We start from the raw sequence: 19,509 nt of genomic DNA, 5'->3' as shown, positions 1-19,509 counted from the left end.
TTAGTTGGTTAAAAATGAAGCTTTCGGTTGCTATTATTACTTTTAACGAAGACAGAATCATCGAAAAAACGCTCAGGTCGGTTCATGATATTGCAGATGAAATTGTCGTTATCGACAGTTTTTCGACTGACAGAACGGTAGAAATCTGTCAGAAATTTTCTAAAGTAAAACTGATTCAGCAGAAATTTCCCGGTTTTGGAAAGCAGAAAAATTTTGCCATCAGCCAATGCTCCGGAGAATGGATTTTGTTTTTGGATGCTGATGAAATTCCGGATGAAACTGCCCTCAAATCAATTCAGACTACTGCAAATCAGAACCAGTCAGATTATTCAGTTTATAATATTTCATTTAATAATATTTTTCTCGGCAAATCGCTTCAATACGGCGGTTGGGGAAATCTTAAAAGAGAAAGATTATTCAGAAAAAACGCAGGAAAGTATTCTGAAGACATCGTACACGAAATGTTTTTAACTGAAGAAAAAATTGGACTTTTAGAAGGGAAATTAAATCATTACACCTACAAAGATATTCATCATCACATCGAAAAATCAAATAAATATACGACGATGATGGCCGAAAAAATGTACAGCCGCGGTAAGAAATCAAGTGTTTTGAAAATAATTTTCAGTCCGATCTACCAGTTTATCAAATCCTATTTTATACGTCTTGGTTTTCTTGACGGATTGGTGGGCTACTACGCTGCAAAAACTGCCGGATTTTACACTTTTCTGAAGTATCAGAAACTCTACGAACTACACAAAGTAAAAAATTAATGCTGCTCAATTTCATCAAAGGTATTTTTGGAGTAAGGTTTTCCACTGACTTAAGAATTTTAATGTATCATCAGATCATGCCTGAAAAAGACAGGATCGATAACGACATTGTTATTTCGGTGGAGAAGTTGGATGAGCAACTGAAATATATCGGGCAAAATTTCAAAACTGTATTTTTCAGCGAGCTTGAAGAGAAAAAAGATGTTAAGAACAAACTTGTCATCACGTTTGACGATGGTTATTACAATAATCTGGTTTATCTCATTCCGCTTCTCATTAAATACAACCTGAAAGCTACGATCTGCATACCGACTGAACTTATTGAGAAAGATCTTGAAAACATTCCAGGTACTTTTATGAGTTTTGATGAAATTAAATCATTGTCAAATGAGCATATAGAGATCGCTTTGCATAGCCACAGTCATAAAAACTATGCTGAAATGAGCATTGAAGAAACTGAAAAAGACATCAGAGAAAACATCAGAACGCTGGAAAAACACCAGATTCAGTTTTCGAATGTTTTGGTTTACCCGTATGGAAAATTTCCAAAAAAGGGAATTCAGAAAAGGATATTTTTTGAGCTTCTTGAAAAACTCAATATTTCTGCAGGATTGCGCATTGGGAATGATCTCAGTTCTTTTCCGTGGAGGAAAAAGTTTGAGATTAAAAGAATCAATATGAAAGGTAGCGACAGCTTTGCTACATTTAAAAGAAAACTGCGTTTCGGGAAAATAAAACTTTAGGAAAGCAGTTTTTTATACAGATTTTGATAAGATTCTGCCATCGATTTGTAGCTGAATTTAAGGGCGTGCTGACGGAGTTTTTGTGGCAATTCAGAATCTTTTTTATATCTTTCTATTCCTCTGAGATACACTTCATTCATTTTTTCAGCATCGAAATTATCGAAATAAAAAGCGAGATTTCCACCAATTTCAGGGAGACTTGTAAAACGGCTGAGAAAAACAGGCTTTCCAAAATACATCGCTTCCACAGGCGGAATCCCGAACCCTTCAGCTAACGATGGATGACAGTATGCTTCACAGTTTTTCAGGAAAAAATATTTCTCTTCATTGGTTACATTCTCCAGAATATGAACTCTTTTTTCCAGTTTTAAATCTTTTATTTTAGCTAAAAAACTTTCTTTGTAATCTGACTTCGCAGCAGAGGTAATTAAAACCAAATCTCTGTCGTTATGAGCCATCATATCCAGCAAAACGTTTTGATTTTTTTTTGGATAAAGAACACCTATCGTAAGAATATACTTTTTTTCAGCCAATTCATAATTCTTAACTGAACTAAAAACTTCGTTTTCGGGAAAAACCAAACCGTTATAAATCACATCGATTTCGACATCATCTTGAAGCTGAAACAATTGTTTATTTTTAATAAAATCATCTTTCACAAATTCTGAAATACACATAATTGCATCTGCATTCCCCACATTTTTCTGGACTAAATTTGTAAACTTTTTAACTTTTTGATCCGAACTTTTATCATGAAGAAAGTTAAGATCGTGTAGCGTAACTACTTTTTTCTTTCCTGATTTTTTAGCGTGAAAATATTCTGAAAGCTGATGCGTCGTATGGATCAAATCAAATTCCGAAGTGTTGACAGGAAGTTTCTTTTGCCAGAATTTCCAGCTGATGATTTGAAAACGTGATTTTGTTGCAGGAATATTTTTTGCCGGTCCGTAAAATGTATAATTCAAATCAGATTTCAACCCGTCTAAGCCCTTGATCAGGGACAAACAGACGTTTGCAATTCCCGACTTCGGATATTTCAGGCGTTCAACGTCAATCAGGATTTTATTTTTCATAGCGAAATACGACTTTGAGCCAAAAATATAAATTTAAAGTTTAAAATCTTTACTTTTGTTACATGAAATCGCTACACTGTATAAAGATGAAAACAAACAAATCTTCCGCGATTGCATGTCACCATAAAAAAATAAACAGCTGTACATGAAAATTTGTTTGATCAGTTTTGATTTCTGGCATTATGACGAGCATATCGTAAATAAACTGAAGGAAAAAGGCGTTGATGCACACCATATCAATATTGGCGCATTCACGCATAAAAATTTGTCTGCGAGATTAAAAAACACCTTCAGTAAAGTTTTTTTAGGTAAAAATTTGAAGAACGTGCAAAGACAAAATTTCATTATTGATTCATTACAGAAGATAGGAAAACAAAACCAAATTCTTGTGATCAATCCCGAAGCTATTGAAGAGCGTGTACACCAAGTTATCAGAAGCAGCACAGACCGGAATATCGCTTACCTCTATGACAGCATGGAGAGAAATCCTGCTGAGCATATTCTGCACTATTTTGATCAGGTTTTTTCGTTCGATGACAATGACGTGAAAAAATTCGGTTTTGAGAAAATCAACAATTACAACTATTTAAAGTACACTCCCGCCGAACAGCAAAATCCTGAACTGGATCTTTTTTATATCACTTCTTTCGACAAAACCAGAATTGAAAGACTTGTCAACCTCAGCGAAAAGCTTAGAATTTTAAATATTAAATTTAAAGCCATCATCGCCGGAAAAAAAAGCTGGAAAAAACGTTTGCAGCAAATTATTGACAAAAAACTGGATAAAAATTTTCAGTTCAGAAGAGGAAATATCCCGCAGACTGAAGTTTTGAAACAGTACAGCAAATCCAAAGCGATTCTAGATTTCCAGAGAAACAATCAGGCAGGGCTGAGTTTCAGGGTTTTTGAAGCGATGGCTTTAGAAAAGAAATTTGTAACTGACAATCAGGATATTAAAAACTACGATTTTTATAATCCTGAAAATATTTTAATCCTGAACAAAGATTTCAGCAATATTGAAAAGTCTTTTTTTGAAACTGGATATCAAAAGCTTCCGGAAGATATTCACTATAAATATACTTTGGATCATTGGGTAAATAAGGTTTTTAATTTAAACTAAATGATGACAACTTCCGTAGCAATGTGCACCTACAATGGTGAAAGTTTTTTGAGAAAACAAATCGACAGCATTTTAAATCAGACCATTCCGGTAAATGAAATTATTATTTGTGACGACAGGTCTACCGATGAAACGCATAATATTCTTTCAGATTATCAGAAAAATAATCCTGATATTTTTAAAATCCACATTAACGAGAAAAACTTAAAAAGTGTAAAAAACTTTGAAAAAGCAATTTCACTTTGCTCAGGTGATATCATATTTTTAAGTGATCAGGATGATATCTGGGAAGAAAATAAAGTAGAGGTTTTCACAAATTACTTTCAGAATATGCCCAAAATAAACGCCATTTGCAGTGACGGCATCGCCATTGACAACAGCGGGAAAGTAATTGATCAGAGAACAATATGGAGCGTTCCAAAATTACTGAAAGCCAATGATATCGATGTTGATTATTTTAACATTATCGCGTTCATAGAAAATATTGCGACGGGAGCGGGAATGGCGTTTAGAAAATCAATTGTCGAAAAAATTTTACCCATCCCGACAAAAGATGGTTTTCATCATGATGAGTGGATTGCACTGCTCACTTCGTATGAAAAGAGCTTTATACTGATTGATGAAAAACTTTTCCGGTACAGAATTCACGATAATCAGCAAGTGGGCGGTGTTCTTTATAAAAATGATGATGCAACAGCAAAAAGACTGGTTAATCACTTTAATTTATTCTCTGATGAAAAAACTTTTCTTCAATATAAAAAATTCTTAAAAAGACTGAGTCAGAGTTATAATAAGCATAAAACTTTATCAGTGGAAAATGATGGCAAGAATATTTACATTTCAAAGGAAATTATGGCGAGATGTCTTCAGCTTTTTAAGCATCATCAAAAAATAATGCGAAGTAAGTATCCTTTAAAATTCTTTATCTTGGGCATTGCAGATCTGTTTAATAATAAAAGAAAAATAAAATGATCCAGAATTTGCTGAAAGGAAAAAGTATTATTATCGCCATCCCTAACGATTTTGGGCTTCCCGGGATGTTTAAGGAAAATCTTGAGTTCTTAGGAATGAAAGTTTATGCATTAGATCATTCTCAAAATCATCAGTCAATCAGTTTGTCTGATAAAATTAAACATATTCAAAGAAAAATATTTAATAGCGACCGTACATACAAGTCCATTGCCAGAGAAAACAACAGGCTCAAAACTGAAAAAGGACTTCATCTGAATTTTCTGAATTCACTGGAAGAAAAAACAGACTATGCTCTCATTCTACGACCAGATTTACTAAACGATGAAGTGATTCAGAAGATAAAACATTCAACAAAAAAACTGGTCGGTTACCAGTGGGATGGCTTAAAACGATATCCTGGTATTTATAAAAAATTAGATTTTTTTGAAAGTTTTTTTGTTTTTGATCCGGAAGATTTAGCTTTTAATGCGAATTTCAAACTCATGACCAACTTTTATTTTGATTACGATTTAAAAGTCAACGAAAATCCGGGAAAAGATGTTTTTTTTATAGGAAGTCATATAGAAGGCAGAATGCCACTTCTCATGGAAATCTGTTCTTTTCTGAAGAAAGCAGGTTTTAAGATTGATATTAATGTAATGGGAAGCTCAAAAAAATATGCGGCAGCTCATTCTGAAACCGGAATAACGTTCATAAAAGAGATTTTTGATTTTAAAAAGAACTACAGAAGAATAGAAAATTCTGCTTCGATTCTCGATCTTCTTAACGATGTTCATATTGGTTTGTCGCTCAGAACGTTTGAAGCAATTGGTTTTCGGAAAAAACTTATTACCAATAATATTCAGGTAACAAATTATGATTTTTATAATAAGAATAATATTTTTGTATTGGGAGAAAGACCTTTAGAGGAGTTAAAAAGCTTCCTTTCAACACCATACGAAAATTTAGACCGGGATATCAACACCAAATACAGCTTCACCAACTGGCTTGCAAATATTCTGAATCTTCCCGGTCACAACCCGATAATCAAGTAATAACATGAAAATTTCTGTAGCAATTTGCACGTATAATGGTGAAAAATATATCGAAGAGCAACTGGATTCTATTTTAAACCAGAAAGTTTCCGTGGATGAAATTGTAGTTTGTGACGATTTATCTACAGATAAAACCTGGGAAATTCTAAAGAACTATAAACTGAAATATCCTGAAATTTTTAAGATTTTTAAAAATGAAAAGACTTTAAAAAGTGTAAAAAACTTTGAAAAAGCCATAAAACTCTGCACTTACGAAATTATTTTTCTAAGCGACCAGGACGATTATTGGTATCCTCAAAAAACTGAAATTTTTGTTTCAAAATTTAAAGAAAATCCTGAAATGTTGGGTTACTGTTCTAACGGATATCTTATGGATGAGAATTCTGATATCATGACTGAATATTTTACCAAATGGGATGTTTATGAAAAATATTTAGAAGATAATCCTAAGAATGACAATTTTAATTTTCTGACGCAGAAAGGTAACTTTTCTACAGGGGCAACGATGGCGGTAAGGGCAGATTTTGCAAAATCTATATTACCAGTACCAATTTTGGAGAATTTCCACCACGATGAATGGTTGACTTTGCTAGCAACAATTCCCGGAAAAATGGGTTTTATCAGTCAGAAACTCATCAATTACAGGGTGCATTCATCTCAACAAGTCGGAGGTATTGCCTTTTTAAAAAATTCTGATTATTTTTCTGAAATATATCAGTACTTTATTTTCAATACCATCAATGATGATTTCAAAAGTATTAAAAGCAGAATTCGAGCACAGATAGACTGGCATAACAAATTTTTAATTTATTATAAAAACAATTCTCTTCAACAGGAACAGCTGAAAAAAAAGTTTTTTGAAGAGCTGAAAAAAAATATGGATCTGCTCAAAAAAAAGTTTCCTTTCAAAAGCTTTTTTATTTATAATCTAGATAAGCTGCTCAATAAAAGACAGCTTAAAAAAAATTAAACATTACAAAAATTACTATGGGTATAAAACGTCTCATAAAAAACTATATCAAAGCATATCGACTGAAGAAAGCGGTAAAAAAAGCTGATTACGAACTGCTTTCCTTCGAGGAAATTGTAGAAAAATTGCATACTCTGCCCCAAAGTCAAAACCCGAAAGTCAGCATTATCATTCCTGTCTATAATCAGATCAATTATACTCTTAACTGCCTCTACTCTATCGGGAATGCAAAAGAGAACACATCTTTTGAAATCATTATTGTAAATGACTGCAGTACAGATAATTCTGAAGAAGTATTAAAAAACATCAAAGGAATAAGGCTTGTAAAAAATTCTGAAAATTCAGGTTTTCTAAAAAGTGTAAACCATGGTATCAACAATGCTTTGGGAGAATACATTTATCTGTTGAATAACGATACCATCGTACAACCCGGATTTTTAGATACTCTAGTTGATGTGATGGAAACGAAGCCAGACGCAGGAGCAGTAGGATCAAAATTAATTTACCCTAATCATATCCTGCAGGAAGCAGGTTGTTTGATTTACAAAGACCGTCACATTGTTAATTTAGGACGCAATCAGTCACCTGACAATCCTGAATATAATTTTCTGAAGAAAGTAGATTACTGTTCGGGTTGCAGCCTTTTGTTCAGAAAAATAAATTCCCAGGGAGAAATCAATCTTTTAGATGAAATCTATGCACCTGCTTACTATGAAGAAACAGATTTCTGTATGAGATTAAAATACGAGCAAAATCTTCAGGTATATTATCAGCCTTTATCTGTTATAGTTCATTTTGAGAATGTTTCCCATCAAAACGAAGCACCGTCATCAGATAAAACCCGTTTAATGGAAAAGAATTCCGCAGTATTTTATGAAAGATGGGGAAAGCATTTCACCGAGCCAATGATACTAAATCAATTGTTGAATATTGATAAAAATAGTAAAAAACCTTCGATTCTCTTCGTAGAAACCTATTTTCCAAAATTTGATAATGATTCCGGAGCAAACCGCATTGTAGAAATCATGAAATATCTTACTCTGCATGATCATAAAGTATTTCTGATTACGATGAATGAAGAATCTAAGGATGAATCTTATATAAAACTATATGAGTCTTATGGAATTCACATTCTGAGAGGTTTTGTTAATGAAAAAGCAGAAATTATAACCCAAAAAATACAACTTAAAAATTTAAATACATTTATTGATCAGATATGGATATCCAGAATTGAAACGTATCATTATTTTGTTCAGCATTATATGTCTTTAATCTCAAAAAAAACAATGATTTATGATATGGTCGATTTCCAATATCTTCGTATAAAAAGAGAGATAGAATTGGGTTTAAATACAATGACTGACGCCGAATTAAAGATGGCAAAAGAAAGAGAAATGTCTGCAATTAATAACAGCAATAAAGTCATTGCAATCAGCGAAACTGAAAAAGATTTTCTTACTGAAACGGGAATTGATAAAAATAAAGTACATGTAATCAGCAACATTCACGAGCTGAAAGAAATTGATAACAAACCACATTTTAATAAGCGTTCCGGAGTACTTTTTATCGGTGGTGGCAAACATAATCCCAATATCGATGCAATTATTTTTTTGCATGAAATCATGAAAATTGTATGGCAAAAAAGACCTGATATCTCTGTTGATATTATTGGTGGAGATATGCCCGACGAAATAATAAAGCTTGACTCAGACCATTTTAAAATAAGAGGCTTTGTGAAAGTTGTTTCAACATATTTTACCAATGCTATACTTACAGTTGCACCACTGAGATATGGTGCTGGTGTAAAAGGAAAAATCGGGCAGGCTCTGGAATTTTCTCTGCCGGTTGTTACCACAACGATTGGTGCAGAAGGTATGCATCTTGAAAACGAGGATACGGCAATGATTGCAGAAATTTCTGATAAAGAAAAATTGGCAGCTGATATTATTCGCCTTCATGAAGACGAAAACTTATGGACAAAATTATCCGATAATTCTTCAAAAGCAATCTATCCGTTTACGATCAACGGTCAGAAAAAGGAAATTTTCAATTTATTCAGTTAGTATTAATCAACAGGATTTTAATTCTTTATCAAAACAGTTATGATAAACAAAAAGAACATCATTAAGGTCGGATATCTTTTATCTTATGACTATGCATATATTTTTACTTCTTTACAGGAAATTTATAATGAAGTCGACAGTATCGTAATAAGCTACGATGCAAAAAATAAGACCTGGGCGGGTAATGATGTTTTTATTCCCCAAAGTTTTTTTTCTGATATAAAAAAACTTGATGTTGACAATAAAATAATCTTTTACGAAGATCATTTTTACATTGCAGGAATGCAGCCAATGGAGCTTGAAACCAGACAGCGAAACATGATGGCTGAAAAATTGGGATTAGATGGATGGCATATTCAGATTGATGGGGACGAATATGCTTATGACTTTTCAAAATTATCTGACTTCCTGAGACAAAACAAATTTCTGTTAAAAAATCCTGAAAACAAGCCTTTCAATTTCCAGGTTAATTTTGTGACTTTGTTTAAAAGAGATGAGAAAGGCTTTTACGTCATCACGCCATTTGAAGAAAAATGCATGCTCATTACCAATTACCCAAAATATGATTATGCAAGACTAACGAATAAAGGCCGCACACTGCCTCTAGACTTTTATCTCATTCACCAGTCATGGGCCAGAGACGAGAATGAAATAGTAGAAAAAATCAATAATTGGGGGCACAAAAATGATTTTGACACGACCTCTTTTCTTGAATTATGGAAAGGCCTGAATGCAGAAAATTACAAAGACTTTAAAAACTTTCATCCTCTGGATGCACCTCAATGGAAAGAGATTTCTTTTTTTCCTGCAAAAAACATTTCTGAATTCATCACCCTCTTTTCTAAAGAATATCCTCAGAAAAAACTTCAACTTGATCTCTCATTTACAAAAAAGTTTAAGCTTAAACTTAAAAATTTATTTTGATAATAAAATTTGAAATAAAAAAGGGTAATGTTGATTCAACATTACCCCTTTTATTTTTTAAATTATTTTTTCACCAGCACTGCAGTCATCGAGTCTGCTTCCGCAAAAATATCAGTTCCACACTTACATTTCAGCACATGATAATCATAATCTGAAGAACCACAACTGTAACATTTTTTTGGTAAAGTTGATCTTCGATATATTTTAATGCTTTTAATATTCTCAATTAAATTTTTGATTTCCTCAAAACTAAACAAAGAATTAACAGTCAGCTCTTTTATCTTACTTTCCTCAATCTTTGCATTATTACTCATGTAATGCTCAATAAATAACAGCACGTGTAACGGCGAAATATAATTTTCACTTTTACCCTGCTGAATGTAGTAATCATGATTCGGGTGAGAGGTATGTATATCTTCAAGAATGTAAATACCATTAGATTTCAGATAATCCATTCCGATAACAAGGCAGTTTTTTTGGTGTTGCGGAAAATGACTTCCATCTTCAATAATCAAATCAATTTCATTACCCGTTGTTCCAAAAAAAGCTTTGATATCTGAAACTTTATCCTGATCTAACTGATAATAAACAATATCTTTATTTTGAGTCCATTCCGCTTGTATTGGAAGAATATCGGCAGCAAAAATTTTCGCTTCAGGATATTGTCTGTTCAGCCATCTTACAGAATCACCTTTGAAAACTCCAAATTCAATGACTTTCTTTACATTTTCTAATCTCAAAAGTTCATCACTGTAAATTGCGTCATATCTGTGCCAGAAAAATTTATCTGTATTCTCAATATTTACTGTACCTGTCATATATTTGTTTAATTAATTTCTATCATACTCATCATCGAGTTTCACGATATCATTTTCCTCAAAATAAGCCTCTGCATGAACTTCAATGAAAACAAAAAAATTATTTGACAGATTCATCATTCTCTGTGTTTTGTTTCTTATGAAATATTTTTTCCGTCTTTACCTTATCTGCATAGAAGTTACTTAGGTTATTTCGCAGGTTTCAAGCGTAATTCGTGAGTTCTAAATTTTTACAAATGTATATAATAAGATTAAAAAATCCCAACTTCAAAAATATTAAACAGGCGCAAAATATTTTATTTAAGTAAATTTGCAAAAATTTTATTTAAGAAATGAGCAAAGTAAGAGTACGTTTTGCACCAAGTCCTACGGGGCCATTGCATTTGGGAGGCGTAAGAACAGCATTATATGATTATCTTTTTGCTAAAAATCAAGGTGGCGAGTTTGTATTGAGAATTGAAGATACAGACACGGCAAGATATGTGGAAGGGGCAGAAGATTACATCGAAGAAGCTTTGGAATGGTGCGGAATTATCCCCGATGAAAGCCCGAAAAAAGGCGGAAAATTTGCTCCCTACAGACAGTCTGAAAGAAGAGATATTTACGACAGATATACTGAGCAGATTCTTAAAACAGATTATGCTTACATCGCTTTTGATACCGCTGAAGAACTGGATGAGATCCGTGCTGAATACGAAGCAAACGGTGAAGTTTTTTCGTATGATAACAAATCCAGAAACCGTTTAAGAAACAGCATTGCTCTTTCTGAAGAGGAAGTTCAGAAGTTACTCGACGGGAAAACACCTTACGTGGTAAGATTTAAAATGCCGGTTGACCGCACTTTGGGCCTTGTAGATATCATCAGAGGAAATTCTGCTGTAAATACAGATACTTTAGACGATAAAGTTCTTGTAAAAAACGACGGAATGCCGACGTACCATTTTGCCAACATCATCGACGACCACGAGATGGAAATCACCCACGTAATCCGTGGTGAAGAATGGCTGCCCTCTTTAGGTTTGCACACTTTATTATATGAAGCAATGGGTTGGGAAGCTCCTGAATTCGCCCATCTTTCATTAATTCTAAAACCAGACGTTTCTACATTAATTAACAGAGAAAATATTGACAGCATAACAAAATCTTTTACAGAAGAATTTGTGACAAAAAACAGTCAGTTTTCTTTTGAGGAATCAGCTGCGTTAATAAAATCATTATTTTCAGAGGTGAAGAGTCCGCGATTTAAATCTATGTTGACAGAAAATGAAAAAGACAACGAAATAACAGCTTCTGTAAAACAGTTTTTAAAGAAAGGACTTTCAGGAAAACTGAGTAAAAGAGATGGCGATAAATTTGGATTCCCTGTCTTTCCTTTAAACTTTACAGATCCTGCGACAGGAAATGTGTCTAAAGGTTACAGAGAAAGCGGATATTTGCCTGAAGCATTCATCAATATGGTGGCACTTTTGGGATGGACTCCGGCAGATGATAAAGAAATTTTATCTCTGGAAGAAATGGCAAAAGAATTTGATCTGAATAAAGTTCATAAAGCTGGAGCAAGATTCAGTAAAGAAAAATCTGAATGGTTCAATCATCAGTATATTCAAACGAAATCTGATGAAGAACTGCTTGAGATTCTAAAGAATTCAGATTTAAATTTAAACACTGAAGATGAAAAATTATTAAAAATCATTCATCTGATGAAAGAGAGAGCAACGTTCCCTAAAGATATTTATGAAAACGGAAAGTTCTTCTTTGAAGCTCCGACGTCTTACGATGAGAAAGCTTCAAAAAAAGCGTGGAATGATGAGGCTTCTACTCTTTTAACTGAATTTTCTTCTGTTTTAAACGACACTGAAGCATTTACTTCAGAAAATATCAAACAAAAATTACATGATTTTGCCGAAAGCAAAGGCGTGGGAATGGGGAAAGTGATGATGCCGCTCCGTTTGGCCTTAGTAGGAGAATTGAAAGGCCCTGATGTTCCCGATATCGTGGAACTTGTTGGAAAAGAAGAAAGTATCGCCAGAATAAGCAATGCTGTAAATAATTTTAAATAGATTTTCATAATTTTTCATACATTTGAAAGATTTAATTTACTTCAAGAATGGAATATTTAAGTTTCGAACTTCCTATAAAAGAGCTGATGGATCAGTATCAAACCTGTTCATTGGTAGGAGAAGAAAGTGGTGTTGATGTAAAATTAGCATGCAGCCAGATCGAGGATAAGATTATAGATACCAAAAAAGAAATCTATGGCAACCTTACACCTTGGCAGAGAGTACAGTTATCCCGTCATCCGAACCGTCCGTATACTTTAGATTACATCAATGGTATGGTAGACAAAGGAAGCTTCCTTGAGCTTCATGGTGACAGGAATTTTGCTGATGACCCTGCATTGATTGGTGGTTTGGCAACATTGGATGGCCAGAGAATTATGATTCTCGGAACCCAGAAAGGAAGAACGACCAAAGAAAGACAGCACAGAAGATTCGGGATGCCGAATCCTGAAGGATACAGAAAAGCTTTAAGATTAATGAAGCTTGCAGAAAAATTCAAAATTCCTGTAATCACTTTGGTTGATACACCGGGAGCCTATCCTGGTCTTGAAGCTGAAGAAAGAGGACAGGGTGAAGCGATTGCAAGAAACATTTTCGAAATGACAATGCTTAAAACTCCAATTTTCACATACATTATTGGTGAAGGAGCGAGTGGCGGCGCACTGGGAATTGGTGTTGGAAACAAAGTGTACATGCTTGAAAATACGTGGTACACGGTAATTGCACCGGAAAGCTGTTCTTCAATCTTATGGAGAAACTGGGATCATAAAGAAGATGCAGCCAATGCATTAAATCTTACACCAAAAGATGCTTTAAGAGAAAAATTCATAGACGGAATTATTGAAGAACCACTTGGTGGAGCACATTACGATCCGGAAGTAACTTATTTAAATTTAAAAGCTTCAATTTTACAGAATATTAAGGCTTTCTCTAAATTCACAGGCAAAGAACTTGAAACGCACAGACAGGACAAGTTTATTGCAATGGGACAGTTTAAAGGATAAATTTAGATTAAACATAAAAAAAACGCAGCGAAAATAATTTTCAGCTGCGTTTTTTTATATTAAGTTTTAAAATATTAATCATTCACACTTAACTCCAGTTCGATATCTTTTGCAATTCTTTTCAGGGAAGAATATTTCGCATCGCAAACCATTGTAGTCAAAACATATTCGCCTTTGTCCACCTGCACATAGTTTTGTCCGTTGGCAGGAACATTGAGATTGTAGTATTTTTTTCCGGTAATTTTTACGATGAGATTACATTTTGATCTGTTTTTAATATTAATGTAAGCTGTAGGATCAGAATCATCCTGATTAAAAATATGAGACAGATAATCCGCAGTTCTCTTGTGTTCTTCGCTCGTCCCCGCTTTTTTACTTCCGACACTGGCATAATTTACAGTGCGTTTCGGAGCTGAATTGGATGCGACGGATTTACTTGCCAGGTCCTGATTTTTGGTGATTTTCTCCACTTTGTCCTTACTCATCGGTGTGATGGTAGGCTTGGCTTCCGGTGAATTGTCTGCCATGATTATTCCAATCAGCTTTCTTTTGAAATATTCCGTTTTTTCATGTCCCGGATTCTGTTTCAGAAAACCTGCAATAATTCTGGCTTCGTTTGAAATTTCGGCATCCTGCTCTGTGTATATGATCAATGTTTCCTTTTCTGCAACTGCCTTAGCTTTGGTTTTAGATTTTTTCTTCTGAGCAAAACCTAAGCTGAAAAGACAGACAAAAAGGATAAGAAAAATTTTCTTCATTAAAGTTATTATTAAAATTTTATCAAATAAATACTATAACGCAAAAAGTCATTTTTTAGTTTATCATTAAAACATTATCTTTGCGCCACAAAATTTAAACGAATATAAACAATTATAAATTTAAATAAAAAATTATAAATATTATGTCTTATTCACCAGCTGCTGCAGACGTAGCAAAATTAAGAAATCAAACAGGTGCAGGAATGATGGACTGCAAGAAAGCTTTAGTTGAAGCAGAAGGAGACTTCGAAAAAGCAGTTGACATCCTTAGAAAAAAAGGACAGAAAGTTGCAGCTAACAGAGCAGACAGAGATTCTTCTGAAGGTGCTGTAATCGCAAGAGTAAATGAAGACAATACTTTAGGTGTTGTAATCTCTCTAAACTGCGAGACTGACTTCGTTGCTAAAAACGAAGCGTTCATCGAGTTGGCTTATGAATTGGCTGAAATGGCTATCTTCGCTGCTACTAAAGAAGAATTATTGGCTACAGATTTCCACGGATTGACTGTTGCTGACAAATTGATCGAGCAAACTGGAGTTATCGGTGAAAAAATCGAGATTGGTGCATTCGAAAGAATCACAGGTCCTTTCCTTGGAGCTTACATCCACGCTGGAAACAAAATCGCTGCAATCACTGCACTTTCTGCTAAAGTAGACGGAGCTGACGAAGCTGCAAAATCTGTTTCTATGCAGGCTGCTGCTATGAACCCAATCGCTCTTGACGAAACTAAAGTTTCTCAGGAAACAATCGACAAAGAATTGGAAATCGAAAGACACAAACTTACTGAAGAAGGTAAGCCTGCAAACATTATCGATAACATCTTGAAAGGTAAAATGCAGAGATTCTACAAAGACAACACTTTGGTGCACCAGGATTTCATCAAAGACAGCTCTATTTCTGTAGCTGACTACGTGAAATCTGTAAACGGAGACCTAAAAGTAACTGGATTTATCAGAGTTAGCTTGTAAGAACTTTTTTAAGTTTAAAATATCAGTCCCGGTGAACTTGTTCATCGGGATTTTTTCATTTTATTTTAAAAAATAACTCCACAGCATCGAGGGTGAAATATATTATAATTCAACAAAAAATAACTCAATATATTAAGAAATATGTAATTTATTGACTTTTAATAATTAAATTTGTTTTCTAACAGACTAAGCATGAAAAAATTTCTACTGAGTATCTTCACATTTATTTGCCTTGTCGTAAATGCTCAATTGGACACGGATCATTGGTTTGCACCTATGGCTCTCAGACAGAATCCGAACCAATTACAAAGCTTTCTTTATCTGTCAACAAATGAAAGTTCACCATTTTCAGTGCAGATTTTTAACAATAATACGCTCTTTACAACAGTACAAATAAGCAAAGGAAATCCTGCACAGGTAAGCATCCCCACCGATTTTATGTCTACCAACAATCCAACTAAAATTCTTACACCTAATAACATGGGAATCTATGTAAAAGGAACCAAGAAATTTTTTGCGAATTACAGATTTTCTCTGCCTAGTCATGCAGAAATCATAACTTCAAAGGGACTAGCTGGTTTGGGGAAAAAATTCTATGTTGCTATGGCTCCTATTACCACTCCGCAAACATTTGTAAACTCTACAATTGGAGTCATTGCGACGGAAGACAGTACCAATGTTGTTCTATCAGGATACAATCCGAACGTTGTCTTTTCTGATGGTTCCTCCAGCCCAACAAAAACATTTACTTTAAACAAGGGTGAATCTTACATTATAGAAGCGCTAAGTACGACCTCACCATTTAACAGCAATGGTTTAGTGGGAGCGAAGCTAGAAGCAACGAAACCCGTATCACTAACCAATGGAAATTTTAATGGAATTTATACATTTGGGTTTGTCGGTAACAGTGACATTCTGATGGATCAGTCTGTTCCCACAGACAGATTGGGCAAAGATTTTGTGGTAGTAAAAGGAAATGGAGATGCCTATTCAGACATGGAAAGCGTATTATTACTAGCAACTGAAGACAACACTACATACACTATTAACGGGATTTCATTAGGCCTCACTCTTAACGCCGGAGAATACCAACTGCTAAGTAATTTCTACACTCATCAGGGAAATGGCCATTATAACTTGAGCGTTTCGTCATCCAAAAACATCTACTTGTATCAGTTTTTAGCAGGCGCATATGGACCCGCTGAAAATGCAACGGGTGGTATGAATTTTATACCACCACTAAGCTGCTTTATGCCGAACAAAGTAGATGAAATAGGATTTATTAACCAAATTGGATCTAATACATACAATGCCAAACTCAACATCATTACTCAGGCTGGAGCCACAGTAACCGTTAATAACGCATCGATTCCTACCACTAATGGACCATACCTGATAACTGGAAACCCAGATTGGGTTACGTATTCTATACCAAATATTTCAGGAAACATCACAGTAAATTCTACAAAGTCTGTTACAGCCGGAATAGCAGCTGGAAGTGGCGCAGTAGGCTATGGGGGCTACTTTGCAGGGTTTTCATCAGTGCCCGTAATAGCCAAAACGGGAGATTGCTATGTCGGAAACCTTCTACAGGTTGACAATTCGTATGATTCTTACCAATGGTTTTTAAATGGTGTTCTTATACCTGGCGCAAATACTTATTCAATAAACCCCGAATTATATGGCTCAGGTAATTACACTTGCTCAGTCACTAAAAACAATTGCGAGACTAAACTAACTCCAGTTTACACTTACACGGTTTGCCCACCGATTACCAATTTAACTTACAACATTGGAAGTTGTAATTCTAAATTAATAATTCCCGCCTTTACAACATCAAATCAATCGGTCTCTCCCACTTTAACAACAATTGTATCTAGCCCTTCTTTAGGTACGGCAACAGTAAATCCTCTAAATGGCCAAATAACATACACTCCAAATTCAGGTTTGACGTCGGATGCCATTGATGTTTTTGCATATTATATTGAAGGCACGGGAACTCCTGCTGATTTTGAATATTTCAAAATCACCGTAAATATTGATGTTCTTCAGATCAATAATGCGGCATTATCTATATGCAGTAACGCAAGCGATGCGACTTTCGACCTTACTGCAGCAGTAGTTACTTCAGACGCCGGAACTACTTCCAGTTATTTTTCAGATGCTGCCTTAACATCACCAATTGCAATTCCCACCACTTATACTTCGGCCAGTGGAATAGTTTATGTTAAAGTAACTTCATCATTCGGATGTTCAAAAACTGCCCAAATCAATTTAAATGTAAATCCTTCTCCTAACATCAATACAAGTAATTTCAATGCTGATATCTGTGACGATGACAGTGACGGAACAATCAATATCAATTTTGCAACAGTTACTCCTCAAATTGTAACAAATTCAGGAAGTTTTATTACAAAATATTACTTAAGTCAAACGGATGCCAGCGCCGGAAACAACAATACCTTGCCAGTCAACTGGAGCTACACAGCAAACACAACAGTTTTTGTAAGAGTTGAAAGCAGCAATGGATGTTCTCCCGCTTTCGGAAAAATTGATTTTAAAATTATAGCTAAAATTCATCTCTTGACCCCAACTTATGTTTTACAAATTTGCGACACAGACAATAATGGCTCTGAAACGGTAGATTTAAATAATTATAAAAATATATTCACCTTGGATCCTACAACTGCAGTTACATTTCACAGTACACTGGCAGATGCACAAACTGGAATGAATACTATTCCTGCGGTACAGATTATCAATGGTGGAACAACGGGAATTTTTTATTTAAGATTTACAAACAGTACTCAGTGTTACCAAACAGGAAATCTGGCTATAGAAGTCAAGATGCTTCCAAATATTAATGTAGCTAATTTCAACGCCAACATTTGTGATGATAATCTTGATGGAATTCTGAATGTGAATTTTAACACAGTAACTTCTCAGATTGTCGCAAATTCAGCCAACTTTACCGTCCGATACTATTTAAGTCAAACCGATGCCAACGCAGGAAACAATAATACTTTACCTACGAACTGGACTTACACAGTAAATACTATTGTCTATGTAAGAGTAGATGGAAGCAGTACTTGCCCAACTGCTTTTGGACAAATCAATTTCACGATTGGAAACAAAATAACCTTAATCACAAATAATTTAAACACACAGGTATGCGACAATGATATCAACGGTTCTGAGACGGTAAATCTCAACGATTACAAAAATCAGTTTACAACAGATCCTGCCGTCACCCTTACATTTCATTCCACTTTGACTAATGCACAGGCAGGAACAAATGCCATTGCAGCACAACAGGTTGTAACAAATTCGGGAATTTACTTCATAAGATTTATCAGTAACAACGCGTGCCCGAATACAGCAACGTTAAGAATCAACTTAAAATCTGGCAGAAAATCTGATACATTGAGAGATCAGGTTGTGTGCTCCGGTGAAAAGGCAACTCTGAACGCAGGAGTCGGATTCACCTCATATCTATGGAGTAACGGGGCAACTACTCAATCCATTACGGTAGGTGAAGGAATTTATTTTGTTGATTTGGGCTTTAATGGCTGTATTTACAGACAACAGGTAAAAATTACTACAGCACCAACTCCCGTCATTACAAGTATTCAAGTCACTGCCTCAAATGCTACCATCAATGTTATCGGCGGAACGCCACCTTACCAATTTTCACTGAATGGAATTGATTATCAGTCTTCGAATACGTTCAGTGGACTTACGAGAGGTCCGCATACGGTATATGTTTTGAGCGCAGATGGTTGTCAACCCGTAATAAGTGAATTTCTGATTCTCAATCTTGTAAATGCAATTACACCCGATGGAGACGGTCATAATGACATTTTAAACTACTCAGATTTACGGTTAAAGCAAAATGTAACAATAGAGGTCATAGATCGCTACGGAGCACCTGTCTACAAATCATTAGACAAAAATTATATATGGGATGGAAAATCTGGTGGAAGAACCCTCTCAACAGGTACATATTGGTACATCTTAAAATGGACAGAACCCGACACAAAACTGCCGGTTTCACATTCGGGATGGATTCTTATTAAAAATCGAAATTAAGATCAAATTTTTCATTATGCTTTTTTCATCATTTTTTTATTGAATCTGTTACAATATGACAGATTTATTAAAATTAAATTAAACATTTTCAACACGATCGAAAAAGAATAAAAAGATGTGAAAAATTGATTATTAATATG

The 19,509-nt window shown here is 34.6% G+C and carries 15 protein-coding genes; 12 read left to right on the top strand and 3 right to left on the bottom strand.

Annotation, left to right across the window (positions count from 1 at the left end; all coding sequences use genetic code 11):
* Window positions 1–14: 14 nt before the first annotated feature.
* Both IC610_RS15095 and IC610_RS15090 read left to right on the top strand, forming a co-directional pair.
* Complete coding sequence (locus tag IC610_RS15095; protein ID WP_191737601.1) at window positions 15–773, top strand: glycosyltransferase family 2 protein; 759 nt, start codon at window positions 15–17, stop codon at window positions 771–773.
* On the top strand, window positions 773–1,516 hold the full coding sequence (locus IC610_RS15090) for a polysaccharide deacetylase family protein (protein ID WP_191737600.1): 744 nt from the start codon (window positions 773–775) through the stop codon (window positions 1,514–1,516). Before IC610_RS15095 ends, IC610_RS15090 begins: the two co-directional genes overlap by 1 nt.
* On the opposite strand, the gene IC610_RS15085 is transcribed toward IC610_RS15090, so the two are convergent.
* The gene (locus IC610_RS15085) at window positions 1,513–2,589 is read right to left on the bottom strand and encodes a glycosyltransferase family 4 protein (RefSeq protein WP_191737599.1); all 1,077 of its coding nucleotides are present in this window, start codon (window positions 2,587–2,589) and stop codon (window positions 1,513–1,515) included. The two genes, IC610_RS15090 and IC610_RS15085, sit on opposite strands and share 4 nt — an antisense overlap.
* Before the next feature lie 145 nt (window positions 2,590–2,734).
* On the opposite strand from IC610_RS15085, the gene IC610_RS15080 reads away from it, so the two are divergent.
* From IC610_RS15080 to IC610_RS15055, 6 genes are read left to right on the top strand one after another with little or no spacing between them, the layout of a single operon-like run.
* Window positions 2,735–3,709: a glycosyltransferase family protein gene (locus IC610_RS15080; protein WP_191737598.1), complete on the top strand. Its 975-nt coding sequence runs from the start codon at window positions 2,735–2,737 to the stop codon at window positions 3,707–3,709.
* A complete protein-coding gene (locus tag IC610_RS15075) occupies window positions 3,710–4,681 on the top strand; it encodes a glycosyltransferase family 2 protein (RefSeq protein ID WP_191737597.1) in 972 nt (323 codons plus the stop codon).
* Window positions 4,678–5,715, top strand: coding sequence for a hypothetical protein (locus IC610_RS15070; protein WP_191737596.1), 1,038 nt, complete (start codon window positions 4,678–4,680; stop codon window positions 5,713–5,715). Before IC610_RS15075 ends, IC610_RS15070 begins: the two co-directional genes overlap by 4 nt.
* Before the next feature lie 4 nt (window positions 5,716–5,719).
* Window positions 5,720–6,685, top strand: a complete 966-nt coding sequence (locus IC610_RS15065) for a glycosyltransferase family 2 protein (protein ID WP_191737595.1) — start codon at window positions 5,720–5,722, stop codon at window positions 6,683–6,685.
* Between the two features lie 17 nt (window positions 6,686–6,702).
* Window positions 6,703–8,748 (top strand): glycosyltransferase, encoded by a 2,046-nt coding sequence (locus IC610_RS15060; RefSeq protein ID WP_191737594.1) that lies wholly within the window; start codon window positions 6,703–6,705, stop codon window positions 8,746–8,748.
* Between the two features lie 39 nt (window positions 8,749–8,787).
* Window positions 8,788–9,672: a hypothetical protein gene (locus tag IC610_RS15055; protein WP_191737593.1), complete on the top strand. Its 885-nt coding sequence runs from the start codon at window positions 8,788–8,790 to the stop codon at window positions 9,670–9,672.
* Between the two features lie 62 nt (window positions 9,673–9,734).
* Here IC610_RS15055 and IC610_RS15050 read toward each other — a convergent pair whose 3' ends face one another.
* Window positions 9,735–10,490: a class I SAM-dependent methyltransferase gene (locus IC610_RS15050; RefSeq protein ID WP_191737592.1), complete on the bottom strand. Its 756-nt coding sequence runs from the start codon at window positions 10,488–10,490 to the stop codon at window positions 9,735–9,737.
* Between the two features lie 332 nt (window positions 10,491–10,822).
* Between IC610_RS15050 and gltX the strand changes: the two genes are divergently transcribed.
* Both gltX and IC610_RS15040 read left to right on the top strand, forming a co-directional pair.
* A complete protein-coding gene (gene gltX, locus IC610_RS15045) occupies window positions 10,823–12,550 on the top strand; it encodes a glutamate--tRNA ligase (RefSeq protein ID WP_191737591.1) in 1,728 nt (575 codons plus the stop codon).
* A 47-nt stretch (window positions 12,551–12,597) separates the two neighbouring features.
* Window positions 12,598–13,554, top strand: coding sequence for an acetyl-CoA carboxylase carboxyltransferase subunit alpha (locus IC610_RS15040; RefSeq protein WP_191737590.1), 957 nt, complete (start codon window positions 12,598–12,600; stop codon window positions 13,552–13,554).
* Between the two features lie 74 nt (window positions 13,555–13,628).
* Here IC610_RS15040 and IC610_RS15035 read toward each other — a convergent pair whose 3' ends face one another.
* A complete protein-coding gene (locus IC610_RS15035) occupies window positions 13,629–14,312 on the bottom strand; it encodes a DUF6759 domain-containing protein (RefSeq protein WP_191737589.1) in 684 nt (227 codons plus the stop codon).
* A gap of 143 nt (window positions 14,313–14,455) precedes the next feature.
* Between IC610_RS15035 and tsf the strand changes: the two genes are divergently transcribed.
* On the top strand, window positions 14,456–15,280 hold the full coding sequence (gene tsf / locus IC610_RS15030; RefSeq protein ID WP_191737588.1) for a translation elongation factor Ts: 825 nt from the start codon (window positions 14,456–14,458) through the stop codon (window positions 15,278–15,280).
* Between the two features lie 192 nt (window positions 15,281–15,472).
* The gene (locus tag IC610_RS15025) at window positions 15,473–19,369 is read left to right on the top strand and encodes a T9SS type B sorting domain-containing protein (RefSeq protein WP_191737587.1); all 3,897 of its coding nucleotides are present in this window, start codon (window positions 15,473–15,475) and stop codon (window positions 19,367–19,369) included.
* Window positions 19,370–19,509 lie beyond the last annotated feature (140 nt).

The sequence above is a fragment of the Chryseobacterium caseinilyticum genome (assembly GCF_014837145.1).
GTDB classification, from domain to species: Bacteria; Bacteroidota; Bacteroidia; order Flavobacteriales; family Weeksellaceae; genus Chryseobacterium; species Chryseobacterium caseinilyticum.
The sequence above is the reverse complement of the archived record's forward strand: the minus strand, read 5'-3'. Positions and strand labels throughout refer to the sequence as shown.